Below are 26379 nucleotides of genomic sequence, written 5' to 3' on the forward strand. Positions count from 1 at the left end.
CGCAGACGTCGCTACACTATTCACAATTCCTTTTCGCGTCAGCAGACCCTGGAAAAGCATGGAAACCAAAAAAAATAATAGTGAGTATATCCCTGAATTCGAAAAATCCTTTCGCTATCCGCAGTATTGGGGCGCCTGGTTGGGCGCTGCGGCAATGGCGGGGATCGCATTAACACCGGCATCATTCCGCGACCCTTTGCTGGCGACGCTGGGGCGTTTTGCCGGACGGCTGGGAAAGAGTTCTCGTCGCCGGGCGCTAATTAATCTGTCGTTGTGCTTTCCGCAGCGTAGCGAAGCTGAGCGCGAAGCGATTGTCGATGAGATGTTCGCCACCGCGCCACAGGCAATGGCGATGATGGCTGAGTTGGCGATGCGCGGTCCGAAAAAAATTCAACAGCGTGTTGACTGGGAAGGTCTGGAAATCATTGAGGAGATGCGTCGTAACGACGAAAAAGTCATTTTTCTCGTACCGCATGGCTGGGGCGTCGACATTCCAGCCATGCTGATGGCCTCTCAGGGGCAAAAAATGGCGGCGATGTTTCATAATCAGGGTAATCCGGTTTTTGACTATATCTGGAACACAGTGCGTCGGCGTTTCGGCGGACGTTTGCATGCGCGTAATGACGGGATTAAACCCTTTATTCAGTCTGTTCGTCAGGGCTACTGGGGCTACTACCTGCCGGACCAGGATCACGGCCCGGAGCATAGTGAATTCGTTGATTTCTTTGCGACATACAAAGCGACGCTGCCTGCGATTGGTCGGCTGATGAAAGTGTGCCGCGCACGCGTGATACCGCTTTTCCCGGTGTATAATGGTAAAACGCATCGCCTGACTATCCAGATTCGCCCGCCAATGGACGATCTGCTCACGGCTGACGACCACACTATCGCCAGACGGATGAACGAAGAGGTCGAAATTTTTGTCGGCCCGCATCCGGAACAGTACACCTGGATCCTGAAGCTGCTCAAAACCCGCAAGCCAGGCGAGATTCAGCCGTATAAGCGTAAAGATCTTTATCCCATCAAATAAATAAAGCCTCTCGTAAGAGAGGCTTTATGCTGACAAACCCTGTATTACCTGATGAGCAGGCCAGGGGGAGCTTTACTCAACGGTCAAAATACGCGTGGTATTGGTTGAACCGACGGTGCTCATGACATCGCCCTGGGTCACGATAACCAGGTCACCGGAAACCAGATACCCTTTATCGCGCAGCAGATTAACGGCTTCATGCGCCGCGACAACGCCATCAGCCGCGCTATCAAAATGCACCGGCGTTACTCCGCGGTAGAGCGCGGTCAGGTTCAGCGTGCGTTCATGGCGCGACATGGCGAAAATCGGCAGGCCGGAGCTGATACGGGAAGTCATTAGCGCGGTACGACCGGATTCCGTCATGGTGATGATCGCGGTAACGCCTTTCAGATGGTTTGCCGCATACATCGCAGACATGGCAATGGCTTCTTCAACGTTGTCGAACTGCACGTCGAGACGGTGTTTAGACACATTGATGCTGGGGATTTTTTCTGCGCCCAGACAGACGCGCGCCATTGCGGCAACGGTTTCAGAAGGATACTGACCGGCTGCGGTTTCGGCAGACAGCATAACCGCATCCGTGCCATCCAGGACGGCGTTCGCCACGTCCATCACTTCCGCGCGGGTCGGCATCGGGTTGGTGATCATCGACTCCATCATCTGCGTTGCGGTGATGACTGCACGGTTTAGCTGACGCGCACGGCGAATCAGCGCCTTCTGGATACCAACCAGCTCCGGATCGCCGATTTCAACGCCCAGGTCGCCACGTGCGACCATCACAACGTCAGAGGCCAGAATGATATCGTCCATGGCGTTTTGATCGCATACCGCTTCGGCGCGTTCGACCTTAGCCACAATTTTCGCGTCGCAGCCGGCGTCGCGCGCCAGGCGGCGTGCATAGTTCAGATCTTCGCCGCAGCGCGGGAAGGAGACGGCCAGATAGTCAACGCCTATCAGCGCAGCGGTTTGAATATCGGCTTTATCTTTTTCGGTCAGCGCTTCAGCAGAAAGCCCGCCGCCGAGCTTGTTAATGCCTTTATTGTTAGACAGCGGGCCGCCGACGGTGACCTCGGTAAAGACTTTCATGCCTTGGACTTCAAGCACTTTCAACTGCACTCGACCATCGTCAAGCAGCAGGATATCGCCAGGAACGACGTCTGCCGGCAACCCTTTGTAATCAATGCCGACTTTTTCTTTATCGCCTTCGCCTTTACCCAGGTTAGCGTCTAACAGAAATTTGTCCCCGATATTGAGGAACACTTTGCCTTCTTTAAAAGTGGAAACGCGAATTTTTGGCCCTTGCAGGTCGCCTAAAATAGCCACATGACGCCCCAATTTGGCGGCAATCTCACGGACTTTATCAGCACGCATTTTATGATCTTCCGGCGAGCCGTGAGAGAAGTTCATACGTACTACGTTTGCGCCCGCGGCGATAACCTTCTCAAGGTTGTTATCGCGGTCAGTTGCCGGGCCTAACGTGGTAACGATTTTGGTTCTGCGAAGCCTTCTGGACATGTAATACTCCGTTGACTAAAACAACTTGGTGTTGCGTGAACATTGATCCGGTCGTTCTGAAACCTTAACGGTATAAAATGAACGTCCCCGGATGACGAAAAGGGTAGAACATTGTTATTGCTTTTAGCGGTCATCACTCCTGATGAGTAATTCTTTATCAAAACGCGATTCCTTGAGCGCTTCCTTGACACGCTTCAAGTTATCTCTGAATTTTGCCCCGCGACGCAAAGTAAATCCCGTTGCCAGCACATCTATCACGGTCAGCTGAGCAAGTCGAGAGACCATGGGCATATAAATGTCTGTATCTTCCGGTACGTCGAGGGTAATGGCCAGCGTGGCTTCGCGCGCCAGCGGCGTTCCAGCGGAGGTCAGGGCGATCACCATCGCATCGTTTTCCCGCGCCAACTGCGCCAGTTCCACCAGGCTCTTGGTTCTGCCAGTATGCGAAATGAGCACGACGACGTCATCATCGTTACAATTCATACAGCTCATCCGTTGCAGCACAATATCGTCGGAGTAAATCACCGGCACATTGAAGCGAAAAAACTTATTCATGGCGTCATGCGCGACCGCGGCGGAAGAACCAAGACCAAAAAAGGCGATTTTTTTTGCCTGGGTCAGTAAATCGACGGCGCGGTTGACGGCCGATTTATCCAGCGACTGACGAACATGGTCGAGACTGGCCATGGCGGACTCGAAGATTTTTCCTGTATAGGCCTCGACGCTGTCATCTTCATCCACATTGCGATTAACATAGGGGGTGCCATTTGCCAGACTTTGCGCCAGATGCAGTTTAAAATCAGGAAAGCCGCGGGTATTCATGCTGCGACAGAAACGGTTCACCGTTGGCTCGCTAACGTTAGCTTCCTGGGCCAGCATGGCAATGCTTAAGTGAATCGATCTGCCTGGGGCGGCCAGAATAACATCGGCGACTTTTCGTTCAGATTTGCTTAAATGTTCCAGTTGAGACTGGACTTTTTCCAGCATATTCATGATTAGCAAGGCTCATGGGTATTAGCGATTTCAATGATGCGCGAAACCGAGCGCGTTTTGTTAGATATTACTCCTGGAGGCTGTCAAAGGGGGCAAAATGGCTAAAAAAGGTGTCGTTTTTTTTCATTACATGACCGACGTCGGATTTTAAGTTCCAGCTTGTGTGGAAAAGCGACAATTTTATTAGGCGTTTTGCCGATTATATTGCCAATCAAACGCCGGTTCACCTATGAAAAGGCGTTTACGGTTTCCGTAATCTCGTAAAAGCAGTACAGTGCTGTGTAATAAAATTACAACGATATCCTGGCTAAAGTACCAGGAGATTAACTGAGGAGAATGACATGGCGGTAACGCAAACAGCCCAGGCATGTGACCTGGTCATTTTCGGCGCGAAAGGCGACCTGGCGCGCCGGAAACTGCTGCCTTCCCTGTATCAGCTTGAGAAAGCCGGCCAGATCCATCCGGATACCCGGATCATTGGGGTGGGGCGCGCGGACTGGGATAAAGAAGCTTATACCCACGTCGTGCGTGAGGCGCTGGAAACCTTCATGAAGGAAAAAATTGATGAAGGCTTGTGGGATACGCTGAGCGGCCGTCTGGATTTTTGTAATCTTGACGTTAACGATACGCCTGCGTTTAGTCGCCTGGGCGATATGCTGGATCAAAAAAACCGCACCACCATTAACTATTTTGCGATGCCGCCCAGCACCTTTGGCGCTATTTGCAAAGGGTTAGGAGAGGCTAAACTCAACGCCAAACCGGCGCGCGTCGTGATGGAAAAACCGTTGGGTACTTCGCTGGCGACCTCGCGTGAGATTAACGATCGGGTCGGCGAATACTTTGAAGAATGCCAGGTATATCGTATCGACCACTATCTGGGTAAAGAAACGGTTCTCAACCTGCTGGCGCTGCGTTTTGCCAACTCGTTATTCGTTAATAACTGGGATAACCGCACTATCGATCACGTTGAGATTACCGTAGCGGAAGAGGTGGGGATTGAAGGGCGCTGGGGATACTTTGACCAGGCCGGTCAGATGCGCGATATGATCCAGAACCACTTGCTGCAAATTCTCTGCATGATTGCCATGTCACCGCCGTCTGACCTGAGCGCCGACAGTATTCGCGATGAAAAAGTCAAAGTGTTGAAATCGCTGCGCCGTATTGATCGCTCCAACGTGCGTGAAAAAACGGTTCGTGGTCAATACACCGCTGGCTTTGCGCAGGGTCAAAAGGTGCCGGGCTATCTGGAAGAAGAGGGCGCGAATAAAAGCAGCAACACCGAAACGTTCGTCGCGATCCGCGTCGACATCGATAACTGGCGTTGGGCGGGCGTGCCATTCTATCTGCGTACCGGCAAGCGTCTGCCAACCAAGTGCTCTGAAGTCGTGGTTTATTTCAAGACGCCTGAACTGAATCTCTTTAAAGAGTCCTGGCAAGACCTGCCGCAGAACAAATTGACGATTCGCCTGCAGCCGGATGAAGGCGTAGATATTCAGGTGCTTAACAAAGTACCGGGGCTGGATCATAAGCATAATCTGCAGATCACGAAGCTTGATCTGAGCTACTCCGAGACCTTTAATCAGACGCACCTGGCGGATGCATATGAGCGCCTGCTGCTGGAAACGATGCGTGGCATTCAGGCGCTGTTTGTCCGCCGTGACGAAGTGGAAGAAGCCTGGAAGTGGGTGGACTCCATTACCGAAGCATGGGCGATGGACAACGACGCGCCGAAGCCGTACCAGGCGGGCACCTGGGGACCGGTAGCGTCCGTGGCGATGATTACCCGTGACGGTCGTTCGTGGAATGAGTTTGAGTAAATTTGCCACTCACTCTTAGGTGGTATTTTACCGGTAACATGATCTAACACAGATTGTAGAATCATTTTTGCACTTTTAAGCCTCGTGTGGATTCACCTGCGAGGCTTTTTTTATTACACTGCCTGAAACGATTTTGCCCCATTATCACCGGACATCATGTATTTCACTGTCTTTCCACATTGATGAAACGCATGGTAAACCCGGTAGCCGGACAGATAAATTTCAGGAGCCTCTATGAATCCTAATTTGTTACGCGTAACACAGCGTATTGTCGAACGCTCGCAGCAGACCCGAGAAGCCTATCTTGCCCGCATTGAGCAGGCGAAAACCGCCACGGTCCACCGATCTCAACTGGCCTGCGGCAACCTGGCGCATGGCTTCGCCGCCTGTCAGCCAGAGGACAAAGCCTCGCTGAAAAGTATGTTGCGCAATAATATCGCCATTATTACCTCCTACAATGACATGCTCTCTGCGCATCAACCGTATGAACATTATCCGCAGATTATTCGTCAGGCCCTGCATTCCGTGAATGCGGTAGGTCAGGTCGCAGGCGGCGTACCGGCAATGTGCGATGGCGTTACGCAAGGGCAGGATGGCATGGAGTTGTCATTACTCAGTCGCGAAGTGATAGCGATGTCGGCAGCAGTAGGCCTTTCTCACAATATGTTCGACGGCGCGTTATTCCTCGGCGTATGCGACAAAATTGTTCCGGGGCTGGCGATGGCCGCGCTCTCTTTTGGTCATTTACCCGCGATTTTTGTTCCGTCAGGCCCGATGGCGAGCGGCCTGCCGAATAAAGAAAAAGTCCGTATTCGTCAGCTATATGCGGAAGGAAAAGTAGACAGAATGGCGCTGCTGGAGTCGGAAGCCGCCTCTTACCATGCGCCGGGCACCTGTACATTTTACGGCACCGCCAACACCAACCAGATGGTGGTGGAGTTTATGGGAATGCAGTTGCCGGGTTCCTCGTTTGTGCATCCGGATGCGCCGCTGCGCGAGGCATTGACTGCCGCTGCCGCACGTCAGGTAACACGTCTTACCGGCAACGGCAATACGTGGATGCCGCTCGGTAAAATGATCGACGAAAAAGTCGTGGTGAACGGCATTGTCGCGCTGCTGGCTACCGGCGGTTCCACCAACCACACCATGCATCTGGTTGCAATGGCGCGCGCGGCGGGCATTCTGATCAACTGGGATGACTTCTCGGATTTGTCGGAAGTGGTTCCGTTGATGGCGCGTCTGTACCCGAACGGTCCGGCGGACATTAACCACTTCCAGGCGGCGGGCGGCGTACCGGTATTGATGCGTGAGCTGCTCAATGCCGGATTGCTGCACGAAGACGTTAATACTGTCGCAGGCTTCGGCCTGAAACGCTATACGCTGGAGCCCTGGCTCAACAACGGCGAGCTGGACTGGCGTGAAGGCGCGGAAAGGTCACTGGATAACGATGTCATTGCCTCTTTTGATAAGCCGTTCTCTCCTCACGGCGGTACTAAGGTGCTAAGCGGTAATCTGGGGCGCGCAGTAATGAAGACGTCTGCGGTACCGGTTGAAAACCAGATCATTGAAGCGCCTGCCATGGTATTTGAAAGTCAGCATGATGTGCTGCCTGCGTTTGACGCGGGCCTGCTTGACCGGGATTGTGTCGTTGTCGTGCGTCATCAGGGACCAAAAGCGAATGGAATGCCAGAATTACATAAACTCATGCCGCCACTTGGTGTATTATTGGACCGCTGTTTCAAAATCGCGTTAGTTACTGATGGACGACTTTCAGGCGCTTCGGGTAAAGTGCCTTCAGCTATCCACGTAACGCCGGAAGCCTACGATGGCGGCTTACTGGCAAAAGTGCGCGATGGCGACATCATTCGCGTGAATGGGCAGACAGGTGAGTTAACTCTGCTGGTCGACGAGGCGGAACTTGCCGCTCGTCAGCCTCATATTCCGGACCTGAGCGCGTCGCGCGTCGGAACGGGGCGTGAGTTGTTTGGCGCGCTGCGCGAAAAGCTGTCGGGTGCGGAGCAGGGCGCAACCTGTATCACTTTTTAAGATGACACACTAGTAATCAGGCGAGAGAAGAATTCCGATGAAAAACTGGAAAACAAGTGCAGAAGCAATCCTGACCACCGGCCCGGTTGTCCCGGTCATTGTAGTCAATAAATTGGAGCACGCGGTGCCGATGGCTAAAGCGCTGGTGGCCGGGGGCGTTCGCGTTCTGGAAGTGACTTTACGTACGGCCTGCGCGATGGATGCTATTCGCGCTATCGCTAAAGAAGTACCGGAAGCGATTGTCGGCGCCGGAACCGTTCTCAATCCGCAGCAGTTGGCGGAGGTGACGGAAGCGGGCGCGCAGTTTGCGATTAGCCCGGGACTGACTGAGCCACTGCTGAAAGCCGCGACGGCAGGCACTATCCCATTGATTCCCGGTATTAGCACCGTTTCTGAACTGATGTTGGGCATGGACTATGGTCTGAAAGAGTTCAAATTCTTCCCGGCGGAAGCGAATGGCGGCACTAAAGCGTTGCAGGCGATTGCCGGTCCGTTCTCTCAGGTACGTTTCTGCCCAACCGGCGGCATCTCTCCGGCAAACTATCGTGACTATCTGGCGCTGAAAAGCGTGTTGTGCATCGGCGGTTCCTGGCTGGTGCCGGCCGACGCGCTGGAAGCGGGTGATTACGATCGCATCACCAAACTGGCGCGCGAAGCGGTAGAAGGCGCGAAGCAGTAAGCCGTTAAATGCCCGATGGCGCTTGCTTATCGGGCTTACGAGTGGCGATCAGGCAGGTCTGATAAAAATGCGCTAACGTCGCCATCAGGCGATGGCGCATTAGCCTTTTACCGTCACGCGGCTGACGGCCTTTTTCGCTCTTATCACCGCTTCTTCAACGTTTTCACCTGTCGCTAACGCTACACCAAGACGACGGGTGCCGTCGATCTCAGGCTTACCAAACAGCCGTACCTGCACTCCGGCTCCTACCGCCGCGTGTACATTATCAAACGTCACATTTTGACTGGTAAGCTGCGGCAGAATCACGGCCGAGGCAGCGGGACCATACTGGCGAATAGCGCCTACGGGCATTCCCAGAAAGGCGCGCACATGCAGCGCAAACTCAGAGAGATCCTGAGAAATCAACGTGACCATTCCGGTATCGTGCGGGCGAGGGGAGACTTCGCTGAAAATGACTTCATCGCCACAGACGAAGAGTTCAACGCCGAACAGACCATGACCGCCTAACGCCAGTACCACATGACGCGCAATCTCTTGCGCCCGCTTCAGCGCCAGTTCGCTCATTTGCTGTGGCTGCCAGGATTCGCGATAGTCACCATCTTGCTGACGATGACCGACCGGCGCGCAGAAATGCACGCCATCGACGGCGCTAACGGTGAGCAGCGTAATTTCAAAATCAAATTTAACCACGCCTTCCACAATCACGCGACCCGCGCCAGCGCGTCCGCCCTGTTGAGCATACTCCCATGCCTGCGCGAGCTGTTCGGCCGAGCGGATAAAGCTCTGGCCTTTGCCGGAAGAGCTCATGACCGGTTTGACGATGCAAGGAAAACCCACCGCGGCTACCGCATCATGAAAACTGGCCTCACTGTCGGCAAAGCGATACGTCGATGTCGGCAGACCTAATTCTTCTGCGGCCAGGCGACGGATCCCTTCGCGGTTCATCGTGAGCTGCGTTGCACGAGCGCAAGGCACGACATTCAGCCCTTCGCCCTCCAGCTCGCGCAGCGTATCGGTGGCGATCGCTTCTATTTCCGGCACGATATAATGCGGTTTTTCCTCTGTAATCACATGACGTAGCGCCTCGCCGTCCAGCATATTAATGACGTGTGAACGGTGAGCCACATGCATGGCGGGAGCATCAGGATAGCGATCGACGGCGATAACCTCGATCCCCAGGCGTTGGCATTCAATCGCCACCTCTTTTCCCAATTCACCTGCCCCTAATAACATCACCCGCGTTGCTGCCGGACGCAGCGCAGTGCCTAATAGCGTCATATTTCTGTCCCCTTATTTACCTGCGCGCAGTATATACGAAAACGTTTGCGTATGTCTTTTCGAATAGATTGCTTTTCTTGCTGTCTTGCAATATACTGTATATAAACACAGGTAAATAAGGGGCTGCAAAATGGCGGTTGAAGTTAAATACGTAGTCATTCGCGAGGGTGAGGAGAAGATGTCATTTACCAGTAAAAAGGAAGCCGACGCCTGGGACAAAATGCTCGATACTGCCGATCTTCTTGATACCTGGCTTGAGCAGTCGCCAGTCGTGCTGGAAGATGGGCAGCGCGAGGCGTTGTCGCTGTGGCTGGCGGAACATAAAGAGGTGTTAAGTACTATCCTCAAAACCGGTAAGTTGCCTTCTCCGCAGGCGGTTGAAAAGGACGCCGCGAGTAAAACGAAAAAGCAAGCCGCCTGAACCCGTACTTGCGCTCCCGGCGTTTTGTACCATGCTTTTCCTGAATCATTGTGCTAAGGAGAAAAGTATGAATAAAAGAGGAGCGTTGTTGAGCCTGCTACTGTTATCCGCCAGCGTATCGGCATTTGCGGCATCCACCGAGAGTAAATCGGTTAAGTTTCCGCAGTGTGAAGGGCTGGATGCCGCCGGGATTGCGGCAAGCGTGAAGCGTGACTACCAGCAAAATCGTATCGTGCGGTGGGCCGACGACCAAAAAAAGGTCGGGCAGGCTGACCCGGTCGCGTGGGTTAATGTGCAGGACGTTGTAGGTCAAAATGATAAATGGACAGTTCCGCTAACTGTTCGCGGTAAAAGCGCCGATATTCATTATCAGGTCATCGTTGATTGCAAAGCCGGCAAGGCGGAATATAAGCCCCGCTAGCAGCGTAATTTGCGCTTCTTTTGCCGGAACAGACAATTCCTGACATCCCCTCAGGTACGCTTGACCATTATTGGTCTGTATTTGAGGGGTACTATGGCTAACTGGTTGAACCAATTACAATCACTTCTTGGGCAAAAAGGCGCTTCTGCATCGCCTTCCGGTGAACAGGGGTTAAATAAACTGCTGGTTCCCGGCGCGCTGGGCGGTCTGGCTGGACTGTTGGTCGCCAATAAGTCTTCGCGCAAATTATTAACCAAATACGGTACTGGCGCTTTGCTGGTGGGCGGCGGCGCGGTAGCGGGTTCCGTATTGTGGAATAAGTACAAAGATAAAGTACGCGCTGCGCATCAGGGGGAGCCGCAATTCGGCAGCCAAAGTACGCCGCTGGATGTTCGCACTGAGCGACTGATCCTGGCGCTGGTTTTTGCTGCAAAAAGCGATGGGCATATTGATGCCAAAGAACGCGCGGCGATTGAGCACCAACTGCGAGAATCAGGCGTGGAAGAGCAAGGGCGTGTGTTTATCGAAAAAGCTATTGAGCAGCCGCTTGATCCACAACGTCTGGCACAGGGCATTCGCAATGAAGAAGAAGCTCTGGAAATCTACTTCCTGAGCTGCGCCGCCATTGATATTGACCACTTTATGGAACGTAGCTATCTGAATGCGTTAGGAGACGCACTAAAAATTCCTCAGGAGGTTCGGGACGGTATCGAGCAGGACTTGCAGCAGCAAAAACAGGCGCTACCAGGCTGATAACCTGCCATTAAGTAACATGTTTCGCTTGCATCATGCGTGTCTTTTGCCACCCTTATAGGATGGATAGTTTACGTCATTCATGTTGCAGGATAGCGGCGAAGCAGTGACATCTCAGGCGTTTACCGAGGTGACCGACCGGGACTACCATGCTACGCCGCTGTGTTTGCCGCGTGATATATAACAAATATTAACGCAAAAGAAAAAACGACATGTTGCCAAAAGCCAATCGAATTCCCTATGCCATGACCGTACATGGCGATACGCGCATTGATAATTATTACTGGCTGCGAGATGACACTCGCTCGCAGCCGGAAGTCCTTGATTACCTGCATCAGGAAAATGAGTATGGCCGGAAGGTCATGTCCTCTCAGCAGGCGTTACAGGACCGCATTCTAAAAGAAATTATCGATCGCATCCCGCCCAGAGAAGTTTCCGCTCCGTATGTGAAAAATGGCTATCGCTACCGTTATATCTATGAACCCGGCTGCGAATATGCCATCTATCAACGACAATCGGCGTTAAGCGAAGAGTGGGATGTGTGGGAAACCTTGCTCGATGCGAACCAGCGGGCCGCGCACAGCGAATTTTATACGCTCGGTGGACTTGCCATTACGCCGGATAATACCATCATGGCGCTGGCAGAAGATTATTTATCCCGTCGTCAGTATGGGTTGCGTTTTCGTAACCTCGAAAGCGGTAACTGGTATCCGGAACTGCTGGATAACGTTGCGCCTGAATTTGTCTGGGCCAATGATTCCCTGACCCTTTACTATGTGCGTAAGCATAAGAAGACGCTGCTGCCCTATCAGGTTTGGCGACACACGATTGGCACTCCGTCATCGCAAGATGAACTGGTATATGAAGAGAAAGACGATACCTTTTATGTCAGCCTGCATAAAACCACTTCGCAGCATTATGTGGTGATTCATCTTGCCAGCGCCACCACTAGCGAAGTGCTATTACTTGACGCGGAACTGGCCGATGCCGAGCCGTTTTCATTCTTACCGCGTCGCAAAGACCATGAATATAGTCTCGATCACTATCAACATAAGTTTTACCTGCGTTCTAACCGGAACGGTAAAAACTTTGGGTTGTACCGTACCCGCGTGCGCAATGAAAACGCCTGGGAAGAACTGATCCCTCCGCGCGAGCATATTATGCTGGAAGGGTTTACCCTGTTTACCGACTGGTTAGTGGTCGAAGAGCGTCAACGGGGGCTTACCAGCCTGCGGCAAATTAACCGTAAAACCCGTGAAGTGATAGGCATCGCCTTTGACGATCCGGCTTACGTGACGTGGCTTGCCTATAATCCCGAACCTGAGACCTCCCGGCTGCGTTACGGCTATTCTTCAATGACGACGCCAGATACCTTGTTTGAACTGGATATGGATACCGGAGAACGACGGGTACTTAAACAGACGGAAGTGCCTGGGTTTGATTCTGGCTGTTATCAGAGCGAACACCTGTGGATCACCGCACGCGACGGCGTCGAAGTGCCAGTATCGCTGGTTTATCATCAGAAGTATTTTCGTAAAGGGCAAAATCCGCTTCTGGTTTACGGCTACGGATCTTACGGTTCCAGTATTGACGCCGACTTCAGCAGCAGCCGACTGAGCTTGCTGGATCGTGGCTTTGTTTACGCAATCGTACACGTTCGCGGCGGCGGTGAGCTGGGGCAGCAGTGGTATGAAGATGGCAAATTCCTCAAAAAGCGGAATACTTTTAATGACTATCTTGATGCCTGCGATGCCTTATTAAAACTGGGTTACGGTTCGCCGTCGCTGTGTTATGGGATGGGCGGGAGCGCGGGCGGAATGCTAATGGGCGTCGCTATCAACGAACGCCCCGAGCTTTTCCACGGCGTTATTGCCCAGGTACCCTTTGTTGATGTATTAACCACGATGCTGGATGAGTCGATCCCACTAACGACAGGAGAGTTTGAAGAGTGGGGGAACCCGCAGGATAGTGAGTATTATGACTATATGAAAAGCTATAGTCCTTATGACAATGTCAAAGCGCAGGACTATCCGCACCTGCTGGTGACGACAGGATTGCACGATTCCCAGGTGCAATACTGGGAACCGGCGAAGTGGGTGGCAAAATTACGCGAGCTAAAAACGGACCAACGTCTGCTGCTGTTATGTACGGATATGGACTCCGGGCACGGTGGTAAGTCGGGGCGGTTTAAATCCTACGAAGGCGTCGCGCTGGAGTTCGCCTTTTTAATCGGCCTGGCGCAGGGAACCTTACATAGCGCATAGACGCGCGCGCCCGCAACGGCTTGTGAGCGTCGCGGGTTATTGTGGTGTTCCATTGCTGCGTTGCTCGCCAGCCTGAACATCTTCCAGGTAGTGTTTAAGCGTCAGGCGAAGCTCCGGGCTCATATTATCAAGGTTATTAAAAAGCCAGCGTAAATAGCCCGGATCGCGTTTTGCGACTTCAGATACCGCCTTACCGCGGTATTTACCGAACGAGAAAGTGGTTAACAGCGCAGGACGGCCCGTGATATTGACCATCTCTTCCGCGGTCCAGCCGGTGGTTCGCATAATATCAATCAGCAAGGCGGCGGTGATATAGCAATCATAAAGCGCCCGGTGATGATGCAGCCCCGGTGGCGTTTGTACGCTTAGTTTGCGCGATTTATAGAGCGCCATATTGCTGTATTTTATTCCCGGCCACAGGCGTCGCGACAACTTCATGGTACAGATCCACTCACCCGGCAATTCAGGTAATACGCGTCTGTCGAAACTGGCATTGTGAGCGACATACCACTCACTACCGTAATAAAGCGGTATGACATCTTCAATCCACGGCTTATCGGCGACCATGGCTTCGGTAATACGGTGTATCGCCATCGCCTGCGGCGTAATAGGGCGATCGGGGCGTATCAGGTGACTCATGGGATTGACAATGTTGCCATCAATGACATCTACAGAGGCTATCTCTACGATCCCGCCCTGCAGCCCGCAGGTTTCCGTGTCTATAATCCGCAACATGATTCATTCCTCACCGAAAGACCTTAGCGTAATGGAATGATATCGCCTTGCCAACCCTCCGTTGTGCGCAGGCCCGTCAGTAATAGCGAACCGCAATCGGCACGAACAATAAGTTGCCCGCTTTCATCCCACAGCGCGCTACTGCCACAGGCATTGGCCATCAGTACGGCCAGCGCATATTTATGCGAAAAACGTTGTAAGCGTGAGGTAGAAGCATGGAGTTCAGGTTCGTTAAGACATTGACTGGTTGTGAATAACGTAAATGAGGGATCTATATCACCACCTTCTGGCTGCTCATCCACCACGTTGATAGCGCTTCGCTGCCTGGCAATACAGGCGCCATGACTTTTGTGAAACATGAGCGGCGACGTTAGCCATGGGGCAAAAATAGCGATGCCTTTTACGAAGCGGCAGTTATGCTCAACAGGCATACCCACAATGATAGTCATATGGTGGGTATCGGCCGCATGAGTGAGCGGCTGTAAAAGCGCCTCGTCAGGCGGGGCGGGCAACGGTTTATTTCTTTCGTCGCAGCCTAATAGCGACAGTGACGGAAAGACCAGCAGTTCGCACTGTTGACGAGCCGCAAGCTCAATGTATTCCAGATGATGGGCGACATGCTCCGCCGGCGAGGCGTTCAGGGGCGCATACTGCGCAGCAGCAATTTTCCAGGAGGACATAATGACTTCCTTTTCATAGTCTCTACAGCCATTCTAAAAAGCATAGGTTAAGAATCGCCTTATAATGTAGTCGTCTGCATGTAAGGAAGTGTAACGTTATATAATTTTTATTTAACTTTGGGTTCGTAAGGGAGTCGGGATAGTGATACGGAAGCCAGACGATGGGCAATCAGCCGCTCGCGAAACCAGGCGCGTAGATGCTCTGGCTGCTCACGTTCGACCGCCTCCGCGACAACTGGCATATTGTAGCGCTCTTTAAATGCCACCCCGGCTGCCGCCAGGTCCACATTGACTTTATCCATTTCCGCTTGTTCAAGCTGAGCCAGATTCGTTTTCATACGCGTCTCCTTTTTTGTTGCCGCCAGAAGGTACTAAGAGTCCGCGGTAATGGCAAGATGGAAATGATGATCCTCGACTCATTGATTGTTGAAGGTTATTCTTTGTAACGTAGGTATAACAAAAAGGAATAGTGAATATGGCTTCTTCTGCACCATCGCGACGTTTAGCTTTACTGCTGCTGGCATCGACATTTGCGACGCCAGCGGCCTGGGCACATGCGCACCTGACGCATCAGTATCCAGCGGCGAATGCTGCCGTTACGGCCTCGCCACAGGCGCTGACCCTGAACTTTTCTGAAGGGATTGAGCCAGGGTTCAGCGGCGCAACCATTACTGGCCCTCAGCAAGAGCTCATCAAAACGCGCCCGGCAAAGCGAAATGAACAGGATAAAACGCAGTTGATTATCCCGCTTGAGCAGCCGTTAAAATCTGGCGCTTACACGGTAGACTGGCACGTTGTGTCGGTGGATGGGCATAAAACAAAAGGGAAATACACCTTCAGCGTGAAATAAATGATGCTGACATTCGTCTGGATAACTCTCCGATTTATTCATTTTGCTAGTTTGATGCTGGTCTACGGCTGCGCGCTTTACGGCGCCTGGCTGGCACCCGCATCAATTCGTCGTTTAATGACGCGTCGATTTTTACATCTGCAACGACATGCCGCCGCCTGGAGCGTTATCAGCGCGGCTTTCATGCTGGCGATTCAGGGCGGACTGATGGGCGGCGGCTGGCCCGATGTTTTTTCCGTCTCGGTGTGGGGCGCGGTACTGCAAACCCGCTTTGGCGCGGTCTGGATATGGCAAATTATCCTCGCGCTGGTCACGCTGGCGGTGGTAGTCATTGCGCCGGTAAAAATGCAACGACGGCTTCTTATTCTAACCGTTGCTCAGTTTATCCTGCTGGCAGGCGTTGGACATGCGACGATGCGCGACGGTGTAGCGGGAACATTACAGCAGATTAACCATGCTCTGCATTTACTCTGTGCCGCAGCCTGGTTTGGTGGGCTGTTGCCAGTGGTTTATTGTATGCGCATGGCTCAGGGACGCTGGCGTCAACATGCTATTAGCGCCATGATGCGTTTTTCTCGTTATGGTCACTTTTTTGTGGCGGGCGTATTGCTCACAGGCATTGGCAACACGCTATTTATCACGGGATTTACCGCTATCTGGCAGACCACCTATGGACAGTTGCTTTTGTTAAAATGTGCGCTGGTGGTGCTTATGGTAGCAATTGCGCTGACGAATCGGTATGTTCTCGTACCACGTATGCGACAGGAAAATCCCCGGACTGACCTATGGTTTGTCAGGATGACGCAAATTGAATGGGGAGTTGGAGGCATAGTTCTGGCGATCGTCAGCCTGTTTGCAACCCTCGAACCTTTCTGATGGACTGGCATAACGAATGAAAAAAATACTCCTTCCGGCGCTTCTGCTGGCCACTTCGGGCGTAGCGTTGGCGGCGCCGCAGGTGATTACCGTAAGTCGTTTTGAAGTAGGAAAAGACAAGTGGGCGTTTAATCGGGAAGAGGTCATGTTGACCTGTCGGCCTGGCCAGGCGCTCTATGTGATCAACCCCAGTACGCTGGTGCAGTATCCCTTGAATGCCATTGCCGAACAGCAAGTAGCGGAGGGTAAAACGCGCGCTCAGCCTATTGCCGTCATTCAAATCGATAACCCGGCGAAGCCCGGTGAGAAAATGAGTCTGGCGCCGTTTATCGAACGTGCGCAAAAGCTTTGTGATCCATCCAATAGCTGACTGATTTTTAATAAAAAACCGTAAACCTTCACGAAAAGGCTTACGGTTTTTTTATCTCTGATAACAGACAAAACGCCAGGTTTTTTCAATCACCTTCGTCGCAAACTGGAAAACCTGGCGTCGTCATCTATTCTTAAAGGGCAAGGCGATTTAGCCTGCATTAATGCCAACTTTTAGCGCACGGCTCTCTCCCAAGAGCCATTTCCCTGGACCGAATACAGGAATCGTATTCGGTCTCTTTTTATTTAGATTATAAATCAATGGGTTATGTGTTTCCCCTCGAAATTCCTCGAATTTCTGTATTCCGGTCTTTTTGGTTATATCACATCCAAATCCAGTTTAACATTTCTTTTACAACAAAATCAGAGCATCACGTAAGCTTTATTATCGCGTTCATCGAGATAGAGTTTCGTGGTGTTCTCTGAGGTGTGGCCCAGTAGTTTTTGAGCGAATTCCTCGCCGAGTTCGTCTTTGTATAGCCGCCCGGGCAGGCTACGGATCTCGTGAAATGTCGGTGGGTTATCACTACATTTAACGTCTGAAATTTTTCTGGCTTTTACAAATTTCTTTGTCAGCCCATCCGGGTGAATATTCCCGGTCGGGCTATTTTTCCTGATTCCGGCACTGATCATGAAATCGGTTCTGCTTACCAGTCGGCAGCGATCGATAACCGTCCCGGACGTAACCCTGGCGCCTGAAGTGTCAGGGATCTGCCTGCCAAAATTGAACGCCCGGGCGCTGATGCCGGATGATCTGGTCATCGTAGAAAGCGCCCCTGAAAAAATCGACACCTTTAGCTGCAAAATGACAGTCCCGCCATCCGGTCATCATAACGGATTTTTCTTCTGCACCTACTGAAGCCCGCCATGGCAGGACGACCATGAATCCGTCGATAACCTTATTGTGAAATTAAGACCAGGGAAAGAGGATGTCCGCCAGACAGACATTATTTGTAAATTTATAAAGGTTTTTTATTATGCCCTTGCATGTTGGAAGCGGATGTCTTCCCGCCACAATTACTAACCTTCGTATTAACTGTATAGCCCAATCTGCAACCCCGCCTGAAATGAGCTTATGGGAAAAAATTAAGGAGTTTTTCTGCTCAACGCACCAGACTGAAGCGCAGGAATGTATCTGGACGATTTGCCACCCTTCGGTCGGAACGACGCGGGAGGATGTGGTCAGCAGATTTGAACAGCTCAGGATGCTCGCGTATGCCGGATACGAGGAAAGCATTCACTCCGGCCGCCACGGGGAAAGCCACTTCTGTATCCTGGATGCAGACAACCAGGAGATATTGTCGGTCACCCTTGATGACGCCGGGAACTATTCCGTGAATTGCCAGGGGCACAATGAAACATATCGCTTCACCATGGACATAGAACAGGGAGAGGAATGTACAGAACATGCGGAAGGGGCATCCGGGACACTCCAGGTATCCCCCCTTCCGGCTCCGGCGGCTCCACAGACACCAGCAGAGTATGATGCTGTCTGGTCAGAATGGAAGGGGGCTGCGCCAGCAGAAGAGTTACGCGGTCGTGCTGCGACGGTACAGAGAATATGTACCTGCCTGAATAACGGCAGTCGAGAGCTTAATGTGGGAGAGTCAGGCCTTACCGCCTTACCAGACCGTTTACCAGCGCATATAACAACATTGGTTATTCCTCATAATAATTATCTGACCAGCCTGCCGACGCTGCCGTCAGGACTGGAGGTGCTTACTGTCGAAGATAACCAACTGACCAGCCTGCCGCCGTTGCCGTCAGGACTGGAGGTGCTTACTGTCGAAGATAACCAACTGACCAGCCTGCCGCCATTGCCGGCAGGACTGGTGGTGCTGACGGTATCAGGTAACCAACTGACCAGTCTGCCGCCGTTGCCGGCAGGACTACAGACGCTGTCGGTAGCAGGTAACCAACTGACCAGCCTGCCGCCGTTGCCGGCAGGACTACAGATGCTGTTGGTAGCACGTAACCAACTGACCAGCCTGCCGCCGTTGCCGGCAGGACTACAGATGCTGTCGGTAGCAGGTAATCAACTGACCCGCCTGCCGCCGTTGCCGGCAGGACTACGGAGGCTGTTGGTAGCAGGTAACCAACTGACCAGCCTGCCGCCGTTGCCGGCAGGACTACAGGTGCTGTCGGTATCAGATAATCAACTGACCAGCCTGCCGCTGTTGCCGGCAGGACTGGAGTTGCTGACGCTCGAGCGCAATCCACAACTGGTGCGCCTGCCGCCGTTGCCGGAAGGACTACAGACGCTGTCGGTTGATGCTAACCCACAGTTGACCCGCCTGCCGGCGCTGCCGTCAGGCCTACAACGGTTGTATGCCCGCAATAACCAACTGACCCGCCTGCCGGAAAGCATCACGGGTCTGTCTTCAGAGGCAAGCGTAAATCTGGAAGGCAATCCTCTGTCTGAACGCACTCTGCAGGCGCTGCGGGAGATCACCAGCGCGCCAGGCTATTCAGGCCCCAGGATACTATTCGATATGGCGGGAGCCTCAGCCCCCCGGGAAGCCCGGGCACTGCACCTGGCGGCCGCTGGCTGGCTGGTGCCTGCCCGGGAGGGCGAACCGGCTCCTGCAGACAGATGGCATATGTTCGGACAGGAAGATAACGCTGCTGCCTTCAGCCTCTTCCTGGACAGACTGAGTGAGACGGAAAACTTCATGAAGGACGCGGGGTTTAAGGCACAGATATCGTCCTGGCTGGTACAACTGGCTGAAGATGAGGCGCTGAGAGCAAAAACCTTTGCCATGGCAACAGAGGCAACAGCAAGCTGCCAGGATCGGGTCACACTTGCTCTGCACCAGATGAAGAACGTACAACTGGTACATGATGCAGAAAAAGGGCAATACGATAACAATCTCGCGGCGCTGGTTGCCACGGGGCGTGAGATGTTCCGTCTGGAAAAACTGGAACAGATTGCCCGGGAAAAGGCCGGAACGCTGGCCTTGGCCGATGATGTTGAAGTCTATCTGGCGTATCAGAATAAGCTGAAGAAAGCACTCGGGCTGACCAGCGTGACGGCAGAAATGCGTTTCTTTGGCGTATCCGGCGTGACGGTTTCAGACCTTCAGGCTGCGGAGCTTCAGGTGAAAGCCGCTGAAAAAAGCGAGCTCAGGGAGTGGATACTGCAGTGGGGGCCGTTACACAGCGTGCTGGAGCGCAAAGCGCCGGAACGCGTTAACGCGCTTCGTGAAAAGCAAATATCGGATTATGAGGAAACGTACCGGATGCTGTCTGACACAGAGCTGAGACCGTTTGGGCTTGTCGGTAATACCGATGCAGAGCGCACTATCGGAGCAAGAGCGATGGAGAGCGCGAAAAAGACATTTTTGGATGGCCTGCGACCTCTTGTGGAGGAGATGCTGGGTAGCTATCTAGCGCCTTAACTGAACATGATATTCACCGCGCCAGGCGAATGGGGGACGTTGTACTTCGCCGGGCAGGGGATGCCGCAACAGTGGGCTATGAAGCGAGAAATGCTTTCGCCCCGGTACACCACCCGCTATGAAGACCTGCTTCTTCCTGATGTTAAGGACATCCTGATTGCCTGTGTGGATGGTCTGAAGGGCTGCCCGGATGCGATAAACAGCGTCTTCCCGCAAACCCATATCCAGCTATGCATTATCCATATGGTGCGTAACAGCCTGAAATACGTAGCCTGGAAAGACTACAAAGCCGTCACCAGCGGCCGGAAGATGGTCTATCAGGCCCGACCGAAGAGGCGGCACTGATGGCGATGGATGCGTTCGCGAAAGTCCGGGACGATAAATATCCGCAAATCAGCAAAAGCTGGCGTGCGCACCGGGAAAACCTCAATACGCTCTTCAGTTATCCGCCGGATATCCGCAAGGCCATCTATACGACAAACGCAATCGAATCCCTGAACTGCGTGATCCGTGCCGCGATTAAGAAACGCAAGGTGTTCCCAACGGATGACTCAGTACGAAAAGTTATTTATCTGGCAATCAAGGATGCGTCAAAAAAATGGAGTATGCCGATCCAGAACTGGTGGCTGGCGATGAGCCGTTTTATTATCGAGTTCGGTGACCGCCTGAGCGATCACCTTTAATAACTGGGCAGTTACACAGAATTACTGACAGGCTCATTCTTTTGTGTTGCGCATCTCTGTTTCTATTGTTTTAGATAGCCATAAGAGCTCCGTTGCTGAGAGTTTTAGTCGTGGGGTTCTTTCTTCTGTACCGGGTGGTCGCATTTCAAAACTGCAGGAACATCTGCTGAATACTGTATACTCCTGTATTTTGCATGTTGTTGAGATCAGTGTGCAATTCCTCGGTACTGGCTTGTTCTGTATAGGTCCGGAGATTTCTGGGTAGTGTCCTTGTGGACCTGAACATATGTTTTTGATTGAAAATGGCATCGTGTTTTATCCTTTACGCTGTGAAATGTTGTTTTGTGCTCTTCTGTTGTGATTGGTGATGTGACGGGATCGTCCATGCACCCTTCCTTTTATTGACGGCGTATCAGTCCATTGATGCCATGCTCGCTTAATTTGTCCAGCATCAGCAAGCCGTCGTTTTCTTTCTGCTGCAATTCAAGCAACTTAAACCGTATTTCGTTAAGTAAAGGTTTAATAACTCCGTGCTTGCGAACCACCTTTTTGATAACGTCTTTTTCGAAGTATAAACGGCAGAAGTGATTTTCATAATTCGCCTACACTTTTCACCCAGCGCTGGCAAATTTTCAACGCTGAAAGGCTGGGGAGAAGGGCGTCCAGTTGCTGAACAGAGAGCGTACCAAACGCCCTGATTCCACGCGTTATCAAACTTCATGCCGTGGTTATCATCCAGACAAGGCGCTTGAGGTTGCTCATGTCTTTTGGGGAAAAAGGTTCGGTGGTGGGTACTGGATATCCTGGATCGGGAAGTGGGTTCCACTGGTGCCAAATACAGGGTGCTGGTAAACCGGGTGGATACCTCAAATCCTGACAGGCCAGAGCATCAGCCTGATAAAATCGTATTACTGATTTCTAACCAGTGGCACATTAATTGTACCAGCTCAGACTCCAACTGACGGTCTGCTTTAAGCGAGTAGCGGACGTGACCTGCCCCCAGGAGTAAAAACAAACTTTCTATTGATACATTTAATTAACTTATTTATAACGTTATATTCCAAATACAAACTTGTTCAATTGGGCATGTATGGACATTCAAATCACACATCAAGTTACTGAATTTGATAAAGAAGAACTATTAACCGGATTAAGAAGCTACAATGCTCAGTTCGTCGATTTTAGTAAAAATGGGCAGCTTGGGGTCTACTGCAGAAACGAAAGCGGCGAAATGGTAGGCGGATTAATTGCTGACAGAAAAGGTCCGTGGCTCTGCATCGACTATCTTTGGGTAAGTGAATCTGCAAGGAGCTGCGGTCTGGGGAGCAAACTTATGGAGATGGCCGAAAAAGAAGGTTTGCGGAAAGGCTGTGTTCATGGACTTGTAGATACCTTTAGCTTCCAGGCTCTCCCTTTTTATGAAAAACAGGGTTATATACTTCAAATGTCGCTACCGGACTTTCCTAAAGTAGGTTCGCAAAGGCATTATTTAATTAAGCCTGATTTATAGCTTTGCTGCATTTGAATACCCATAGCTTTATGAAAGCTGCAATCTGGTGGCTTTATAATATATCGTACTGGTGGCCTGTACACACTATGATCAGCGTCCGCTTCTGGCACAGGGCGGACAGTCAGATTAGGTTTGGCGCTGTGCCATAGATATGTCAGCTCACATTTGAGCTAATATACATTAATTATCTAAACCAGTTATTAACCACTTCCTCAACCCGCGGGGTTACTTTTTCTCACGGGAATTTCTCTTCCACACAACGTTGTCCATGTAAGGCAATATCGTTTAAATCAGGGGATGCCAGCGCTTTATTAATGTCCCTGGCAATGGTCTCCGGGGTCATTGGCTCCTGCAAATGGAAGCCGGTATCCCCCTCTTTTACGAACTCAGTCATCCCGCCGCGTGTACTGACCAGTACAGGCTTTCCTGCCCCCATTGCTTCAATTGCAACCATGCAGAACGGTTCCTGGAATTGAAAGGGAATAACAACCAGATCTGCTAACCAATAGTAGTTGTATATCTCTTCAGGCGTTACACCTCCAACCATATGACAGTGTGGTTTTAGCCGTTCTGCTAATTCCCGCACCTCACGCTGATAGGTTGCTTTTTCACCTTTACTTTTACTCATATAGTTATCAACGACAACTAACTCTATATCGTTGCATTCCTTGAGGAGTTGTTCGAACGCCTGTAAAAGCAAAGTCACTCCCTTATCCGGTGATATACGGCCTGCAAAGAAAATCGTTTTTTCTCCGGAGTTATTCCCAGGTCAGACTTTTGCAGTGGTACAGCGTTTTTCTGATAGACCTCCAGGTCAATACCATTAGGGACGATAGCGATATCAGCATCCGGCAGGTACGCCTGATAATGCTTCTTCAAAAACATGTTAGTGATTTTGTTTCCGGGGAGAATTCTACCTTTTTAACTTCGTCGATATTCAAAGGAATAACCGGGCCATCTACTGGTATATCGTTCATGATCTATCTCTCCTTTTATCTGGTTACTTTCGCATCGCAACGATATCAGGTGAGGTAATACGCCGCCAGAAAATGTCCTGGCGGCAATCTTTTTCTGCAGATCACATCAAAACCATCCAATGGAAGTGAGGGCAAATAGCAGCTTCCACTGCTAAGCGTTGTTTTATAAGAACCACTCAGGTTTCACGCCAAATCGTGCTGAAAGCGCTTTGATGTGCGTAATCGTTAACGAGCGCTGTCCGGACAGGATCTGACTTACCAGTGATTTGGAACCGATTTCTTCTTTAAGATCTGAGTATGAGAGTTTGTACTGGTCAATTAGCGTGCGCAGCAGGGCAACGCCAACCGGCATTTCAGCAACAGATTTGTTGAACTCGGCGAACTGCTTGCTGTTATCTTCGTACTCGGCAATTTTGCTTGCCAGGAAGTCAATCAGCGGGTTTTCATCGTCATTTTCGATAAGATAATCAACCAGCGCCAGCGCATCACGATAATCTTTCTCTGACGCGCTGCCACCCAGGAAAGGAACGGCGGCGACCAGCGCCTTTGTGGCTTCGATAGCTTTTGCGGTGTTGGCAATCATTCTTTATTCTCCCTGTAGTAGCGGGTCAGCTTGTCATATTCAGCGTGAGTGGCGATGTGTTTCACATAAAAGCGTTTGTTTATAAAGTTGATGTAAGCGATCACCCTCAGGTTGTTGCCTCCGACATCCAGTACCCACCACTTGTTACGGTACTTAAAGTTATCGAGACTCGGTATGACCTTTCGTAGCTCTGCCGGAGAAGAGAAATCTTTTTCGCGGACTAAGCGATACAGGGCTTTTATGGCTAACGAGTCATTGGGATATCGTCTTGCCGCTTCATCAAAAGGCTCTTTTGATATGACATGCATTATGCGTTAAACCTGCCTGTTTACATTATGTGAACATTATACCAGTGATGCTTTCCGTTTACAATATGTGAACGGTTTAATTTTGAACACACTTCAATTACGCATCCGCCCAATCAGCCACCTACATATCACATACCCTGACACCGTGGGTGAGGCGCTTTCCATCAACGGACAGACAATGAAACTTCCTGAACTTAACTGGCCCTGGGCCGCATACTTCTGGCTCGGCTGTATCTGGCTTGGCTCTATTGCACATTCAGCGTTTTGTGTGCTCGTGGGTGATGATGTCACTGTCATTGGTGTCATTCTGCAACTGATCGTCGCGTCGTTCGCCGGGCTGCTGGCAATCCTCATTGCCATCCGCTTTAACTGGAGCGCTGAAACAGCGGGGAGTGTCTGTTCAATCGCTGGCTGGGCCGGTGGCCGGTTCGTTCAGGCTGTTGAGCACAAGGTAATGACGATGATCGCGAAAAAGTGATCTTGTAAATTCTGACCGAGGAAATCCAAATGAAAAAAACCGTATTAGCTGTACTCGCAGCGGTTTCGCTGTGCGCGTTATCGGCGTACTCGACTTACACCGAAGCAACTGGCCCTAACGGGACGACGGTGAAGCATGTTGCTGTGGCGCCGGAAACCAGTGCGGTTATAGCGAACGGTGGGTGTATTAATTCTGGTGGTGGAGTGTGTGAGCAGCAGACGACCAGCACAACTACTGCCCAGTAACCACTACAGAGCGTCAGGGGTTGGCGCTCTTTGCCAAATGTTTGCCTATTTCGTCAGACTTTAAGATGGTCTAAACTGTAATTTCTTTTGTTTATTTTATTTTCGAATATACTAGTTTCGGGTAAATGATTATGAATCATACATAATATTTTATTCCTATCCTGTTCCTGCATAGCGCAGCCAAGTGTAACTGATTTGAAGCATTCTTTCGGGAGAGAGAATAGTCCGTTTTCAGCAAGATTTTTTATTGGTATTATTGATCTGTATTCATTTTCATAATTCCAAATTTCTTGCTTTGTCAAAAGCAATACTTCAAAAAGCTTTTTGGCTTCTTCGGGGAATAACTCCTTATTCATGCCCTTAATCATTTCAAAGGTTATCTCAGGGAATTGTTCTGTGTACTTTATTTTTTTTAGTGTGTTAGCGATTACAGTGCATTCTTTTAGTTTTTCTATATCGATTTCGAACATAATGCCTGTATGGTTTTGTGCGTAATGAGACCACATTAAATGGTTGTTCGGTATTTTACTTAAACATAAAACACCGAATTTTTCTTTGATTATTTTATGAGTTGCGTCGATAAATCCTTTATATCCATATATGGTTTTCTCCATTATGTCTGAAATTGACATGCTATGCCTTATAGCTTTCTCTATATTTAAATAATTATCGACTGTCTTATTTTCAATGAACAATTGAATTGAAGTGTTTATGATGTTATTTGCTTTCACTAGTTCTTGATGTTTACCCGGTCTTTTCTCTTTAAATTGTTCATATATGGTGTTTGTGTCGTTTGGTGTTAGCAGTCTGCAAGTGATTGATGAAGCTATAGCCATTAATCTTATTGCGTTGCTTTCATTTTTTTCATCGAGGTGAAATCTTGACTCAAATGGATCGTTAAAGTCGAGGATAGATGACCATCTGAAACTCTGATTCTGTATAATGCGAGTGGCACTGTCAAACGTAGTATATTTATATAATGATGATGGTATGTTCATAAATTTTATATTTGCAGTAAATTAATAAAACATGATGTATCTTCTCTGATTATGTTTCACTTGTACATGTGTAAATAATGTTATACGTGCTTTTTTTGTTATTTTATGTGAAATAACAACCTCATCTGAAGGCGAATAATTAACCAAAACCGACTCATCCAAAATTATCGGCAGAAGCGCACCGCTGAAACCGAAAAGGCTCAGAACAAATCAAACTGCGGCGTGGCCCGAGGATCGCACTCTTCAACCGCAATTCCCAGCTCACGTCGGAACCATCGTGCAACCAGTTGCCGGTGGCAGAACTCCCCAGGCTTTTCCCCGCACATCAGCACCGGTTCCACATTCCCCATCAACAAGGAGCAGCTCATTCCACGTTCGCCAGTATGTCGCGCTCGTACAGTTCGATATTAGGAGGAGATCACTCCACATAAACGTAATTAATTTTGTACTAAATCTCTGTGGTATGGCACAG

General features: G+C 50.8%; 28 protein-coding genes and 3 pseudogenes. 17 read left to right on the forward strand and 14 right to left on the reverse strand.

Annotated features, from left to right (window positions below):
- Nucleotides 1-58: 58 nt before the first annotated feature.
- Complete coding sequence (gene lpxM, locus NA986_RS02245; RefSeq protein WP_000448401.1) at nt 59-1030, forward strand: lauroyl-Kdo(2)-lipid IV(A) myristoyltransferase; 972 nt, start codon at nt 59-61, stop codon at nt 1028-1030.
- A gap of 72 nt (nt 1031-1102) precedes the next feature.
- Here lpxM and pyk read toward each other — a convergent pair whose 3' ends face one another.
- Together pyk and NA986_RS02255 are read right to left on the reverse strand one after the other, a co-directional pair.
- Complete coding sequence (gene pyk, locus NA986_RS02250; RefSeq protein ID WP_000091156.1) at nt 1103-2545, reverse strand: pyruvate kinase; 1443 nt, start codon at nt 2543-2545, stop codon at nt 1103-1105.
- Between the two features lie 123 nt (nt 2546-2668).
- Entirely contained in the window at nt 2669-3538 is an 870-nt protein-coding gene (locus NA986_RS02255; protein ID WP_001056719.1) for a MurR/RpiR family transcriptional regulator, read from the reverse strand.
- A gap of 341 nt (nt 3539-3879) precedes the next feature.
- On the opposite strand from NA986_RS02255, the gene zwf reads away from it, so the two are divergent.
- From zwf to kdgA, 3 genes are all read left to right on the forward strand, one after another.
- Nucleotides 3880-5355 (forward strand): glucose-6-phosphate dehydrogenase, encoded by a 1476-nt coding sequence (zwf, locus tag NA986_RS02260; RefSeq protein WP_000301711.1) that lies wholly within the window; start codon nt 3880-3882, stop codon nt 5353-5355.
- Between the two features lie 234 nt (nt 5356-5589).
- Nucleotides 5590-7401 carry a phosphogluconate dehydratase gene (gene edd / locus NA986_RS02265; protein ID WP_023216647.1) on the forward strand — a complete coding sequence of 604 codons (1812 nt, stop codon included), beginning with the start codon at nt 5590-5592 and terminating at the stop codon, nt 7399-7401.
- 37 nt (nt 7402-7438) lie between these two features.
- The gene (gene kdgA / locus NA986_RS02270) at nt 7439-8080 is read left to right on the forward strand and encodes a bifunctional 4-hydroxy-2-oxoglutarate aldolase/2-dehydro-3-deoxy-phosphogluconate aldolase (RefSeq protein WP_000800497.1); all 642 of its coding nucleotides are present in this window, start codon (nt 7439-7441) and stop codon (nt 8078-8080) included.
- Between the two features lie 99 nt (nt 8081-8179).
- On the opposite strand, the gene purT is transcribed toward kdgA, so the two are convergent.
- The gene (gene purT / locus NA986_RS02275; protein ID WP_000173431.1) at nt 8180-9358 is read right to left on the reverse strand and encodes a formate-dependent phosphoribosylglycinamide formyltransferase; all 1179 of its coding nucleotides are present in this window, start codon (nt 9356-9358) and stop codon (nt 8180-8182) included.
- Between the two features lie 130 nt (nt 9359-9488).
- On the opposite strand from purT, the gene yebG reads away from it, so the two are divergent.
- The 4 genes from yebG (at nt 9489) to ptrB (ending at nt 13217) form a co-directional block, all read left to right on the forward strand.
- A complete protein-coding gene (yebG, locus tag NA986_RS02280) occupies nt 9489-9779 on the forward strand; it encodes a DNA damage-inducible protein YebG (RefSeq protein WP_000257723.1) in 291 nt (96 codons plus the stop codon).
- A gap of 67 nt (nt 9780-9846) precedes the next feature.
- On the forward strand, nt 9847-10200 hold the full coding sequence (gene yebF, locus NA986_RS02285; RefSeq protein WP_001042123.1) for a protein YebF: 354 nt from the start codon (nt 9847-9849) through the stop codon (nt 10198-10200).
- A gap of 93 nt (nt 10201-10293) precedes the next feature.
- The gene (locus tag NA986_RS02290) at nt 10294-10953 is read left to right on the forward strand and encodes a tellurite resistance TerB family protein (protein ID WP_000024706.1); all 660 of its coding nucleotides are present in this window, start codon (nt 10294-10296) and stop codon (nt 10951-10953) included.
- Between the two features lie 212 nt (nt 10954-11165).
- Nucleotides 11166-13217, forward strand: a complete 2052-nt coding sequence (gene ptrB, locus NA986_RS02295; RefSeq protein ID WP_001604737.1) for an oligopeptidase B — start codon at nt 11166-11168, stop codon at nt 13215-13217.
- Nucleotides 13218-13253: 36 nt separating this feature from the next.
- On the opposite strand, the gene exoX is transcribed toward ptrB, so the two are convergent.
- The 3 genes from exoX to NA986_RS02310 form a co-directional block, all read right to left on the reverse strand.
- On the reverse strand, nt 13254-13952 hold the full coding sequence (exoX, locus tag NA986_RS02300; RefSeq protein ID WP_000944285.1) for an exodeoxyribonuclease X: 699 nt from the start codon (nt 13950-13952) through the stop codon (nt 13254-13256).
- A 23-nt stretch (nt 13953-13975) separates the two neighbouring features.
- Complete coding sequence (locus tag NA986_RS02305; protein ID WP_000100249.1) at nt 13976-14632, reverse strand: carbon-nitrogen hydrolase family protein; 657 nt, start codon at nt 14630-14632, stop codon at nt 13976-13978.
- Between the two features lie 107 nt (nt 14633-14739).
- The gene (locus NA986_RS02310) at nt 14740-14970 is read right to left on the reverse strand and encodes a DNA polymerase III subunit theta (RefSeq protein WP_000856224.1); all 231 of its coding nucleotides are present in this window, start codon (nt 14968-14970) and stop codon (nt 14740-14742) included.
- Nucleotides 14971-15107: 137 nt separating this feature from the next.
- Between NA986_RS02310 and yobA the strand changes: the two genes are divergently transcribed.
- Genes yobA through NA986_RS02325 form a run of 3 tightly spaced genes read left to right on the forward strand, consistent with a single transcriptional unit; the run spans nt 15108 to nt 16728 of the window.
- A complete protein-coding gene (gene yobA / locus NA986_RS02315) occupies nt 15108-15482 on the forward strand; it encodes a CopC domain-containing protein YobA (RefSeq protein WP_000168393.1) in 375 nt (124 codons plus the stop codon).
- Nucleotides 15483-16358, forward strand: a complete 876-nt coding sequence (gene copD, locus NA986_RS02320) for a copper homeostasis membrane protein CopD (protein ID WP_017441953.1) — start codon at nt 15483-15485, stop codon at nt 16356-16358.
- Nucleotides 16359-16374: 16 nt separating this feature from the next.
- Nucleotides 16375-16728, forward strand: a complete 354-nt coding sequence (locus NA986_RS02325) for a YebY family protein (RefSeq protein ID WP_000722368.1) — start codon at nt 16375-16377, stop codon at nt 16726-16728.
- A gap of 362 nt (nt 16729-17090) precedes the next feature.
- On the opposite strand, the pseudogene NA986_RS02330 reads toward NA986_RS02325, so the two are convergent.
- Nucleotides 17091-17443, reverse strand: a pseudogene (locus tag NA986_RS02330) (tyrosine-type recombinase/integrase); the annotation flags it as partial.
- A 261-nt stretch (nt 17444-17704) separates the two neighbouring features.
- On the opposite strand from NA986_RS02330, the gene sspH3 reads away from it, so the two are divergent.
- From sspH3 to NA986_RS02345, 3 genes and pseudogenes are all read left to right on the forward strand, one after another.
- Nucleotides 17705-20125, forward strand: coding sequence for a type III secretion system effector SspH3 (sspH3, locus tag NA986_RS02335; protein WP_024146377.1), 2421 nt, complete (start codon nt 17705-17707; stop codon nt 20123-20125).
- A gap of 33 nt (nt 20126-20158) precedes the next feature.
- Nucleotides 20159-20257 (forward strand): annotated as a pseudogene (locus NA986_RS02340) (DUF4113 domain-containing protein); the annotation flags it as partial.
- A 9-nt stretch (nt 20258-20266) separates the two neighbouring features.
- Nucleotides 20267-20808 (forward strand): annotated as a pseudogene (locus NA986_RS02345) (IS256 family transposase); the annotation flags it as partial.
- A gap of 145 nt (nt 20809-20953) precedes the next feature.
- Here NA986_RS02345 and NA986_RS02350 read toward each other — a convergent pair.
- The gene (locus NA986_RS02350) at nt 20954-21094 is read right to left on the reverse strand and encodes a hypothetical protein (protein ID WP_001640444.1); all 141 of its coding nucleotides are present in this window, start codon (nt 21092-21094) and stop codon (nt 20954-20956) included.
- A gap of 165 nt (nt 21095-21259) precedes the next feature.
- Nucleotides 21260-21529 carry a hypothetical protein gene (locus tag NA986_RS02355; protein WP_077909686.1) on the reverse strand — a complete coding sequence of 90 codons (270 nt, stop codon included), beginning with the start codon at nt 21527-21529 and terminating at the stop codon, nt 21260-21262.
- A gap of 369 nt (nt 21530-21898) precedes the next feature.
- Between NA986_RS02355 and NA986_RS02360 the strand changes: the two genes are divergently transcribed.
- On the forward strand, nt 21899-22318 hold the full coding sequence (locus NA986_RS02360) for a GNAT family N-acetyltransferase (RefSeq protein ID WP_023216650.1): 420 nt from the start codon (nt 21899-21901) through the stop codon (nt 22316-22318).
- A 235-nt stretch (nt 22319-22553) separates the two neighbouring features.
- On the opposite strand, the gene NA986_RS02365 is transcribed toward NA986_RS02360, so the two are convergent.
- The 3 genes from NA986_RS02365 to NA986_RS02375 all read right to left on the reverse strand — a co-directional run bounded on the left by NA986_RS02365 (nt 22554) and on the right by NA986_RS02375 (nt 24186).
- Entirely contained in the window at nt 22554-23024 is a 471-nt protein-coding gene (locus tag NA986_RS02365; RefSeq protein WP_023216651.1) for a glycosyltransferase, read from the reverse strand.
- Between the two features lie 434 nt (nt 23025-23458).
- Nucleotides 23459-23878 carry a helix-turn-helix domain-containing protein gene (locus NA986_RS02370; protein WP_000561389.1) on the reverse strand — a complete coding sequence of 140 codons (420 nt, stop codon included), beginning with the start codon at nt 23876-23878 and terminating at the stop codon, nt 23459-23461.
- The gene (locus NA986_RS02375; protein WP_000558157.1) at nt 23875-24186 is read right to left on the reverse strand and encodes a type II toxin-antitoxin system HigB family toxin; all 312 of its coding nucleotides are present in this window, start codon (nt 24184-24186) and stop codon (nt 23875-23877) included. The genes NA986_RS02370 and NA986_RS02375 overlap by 4 nt, the downstream gene beginning before the upstream one ends.
- A 178-nt stretch (nt 24187-24364) precedes the next feature.
- On the opposite strand from NA986_RS02375, the gene NA986_RS02380 reads away from it, so the two are divergent.
- On the forward strand, nt 24365-24664 hold the full coding sequence (locus NA986_RS02380; RefSeq protein ID WP_000775226.1) for a hypothetical protein: 300 nt from the start codon (nt 24365-24367) through the stop codon (nt 24662-24664).
- 29 nt (nt 24665-24693) lie between these two features.
- A complete protein-coding gene (locus NA986_RS02385) occupies nt 24694-24909 on the forward strand; it encodes a hypothetical protein (protein ID WP_070793957.1) in 216 nt (71 codons plus the stop codon).
- A gap of 53 nt (nt 24910-24962) precedes the next feature.
- Here the strand turns inward: NA986_RS02385 and NA986_RS02390 are convergent, their stop codons facing one another.
- Both NA986_RS02390 and NA986_RS02395 read right to left on the reverse strand, forming a co-directional pair.
- A complete protein-coding gene (locus NA986_RS02390; RefSeq protein WP_240890580.1) occupies nt 24963-25745 on the reverse strand; it encodes a DUF2971 domain-containing protein in 783 nt (260 codons plus the stop codon).
- A 362-nt stretch (nt 25746-26107) separates the two neighbouring features.
- Nucleotides 26108-26275 carry a hypothetical protein gene (locus NA986_RS02395; RefSeq protein ID WP_165850592.1) on the reverse strand — a complete coding sequence of 56 codons (168 nt, stop codon included), beginning with the start codon at nt 26273-26275 and terminating at the stop codon, nt 26108-26110.
- Nucleotides 26276-26379 lie beyond the last annotated feature (104 nt).

The sequence above is a fragment of the Salmonella sp. NW177 genome (assembly GCF_051811585.1).
Classification (GTDB): domain Bacteria; phylum Pseudomonadota; class Gammaproteobacteria; order Enterobacterales; family Enterobacteriaceae; genus Salmonella; species Salmonella enterica.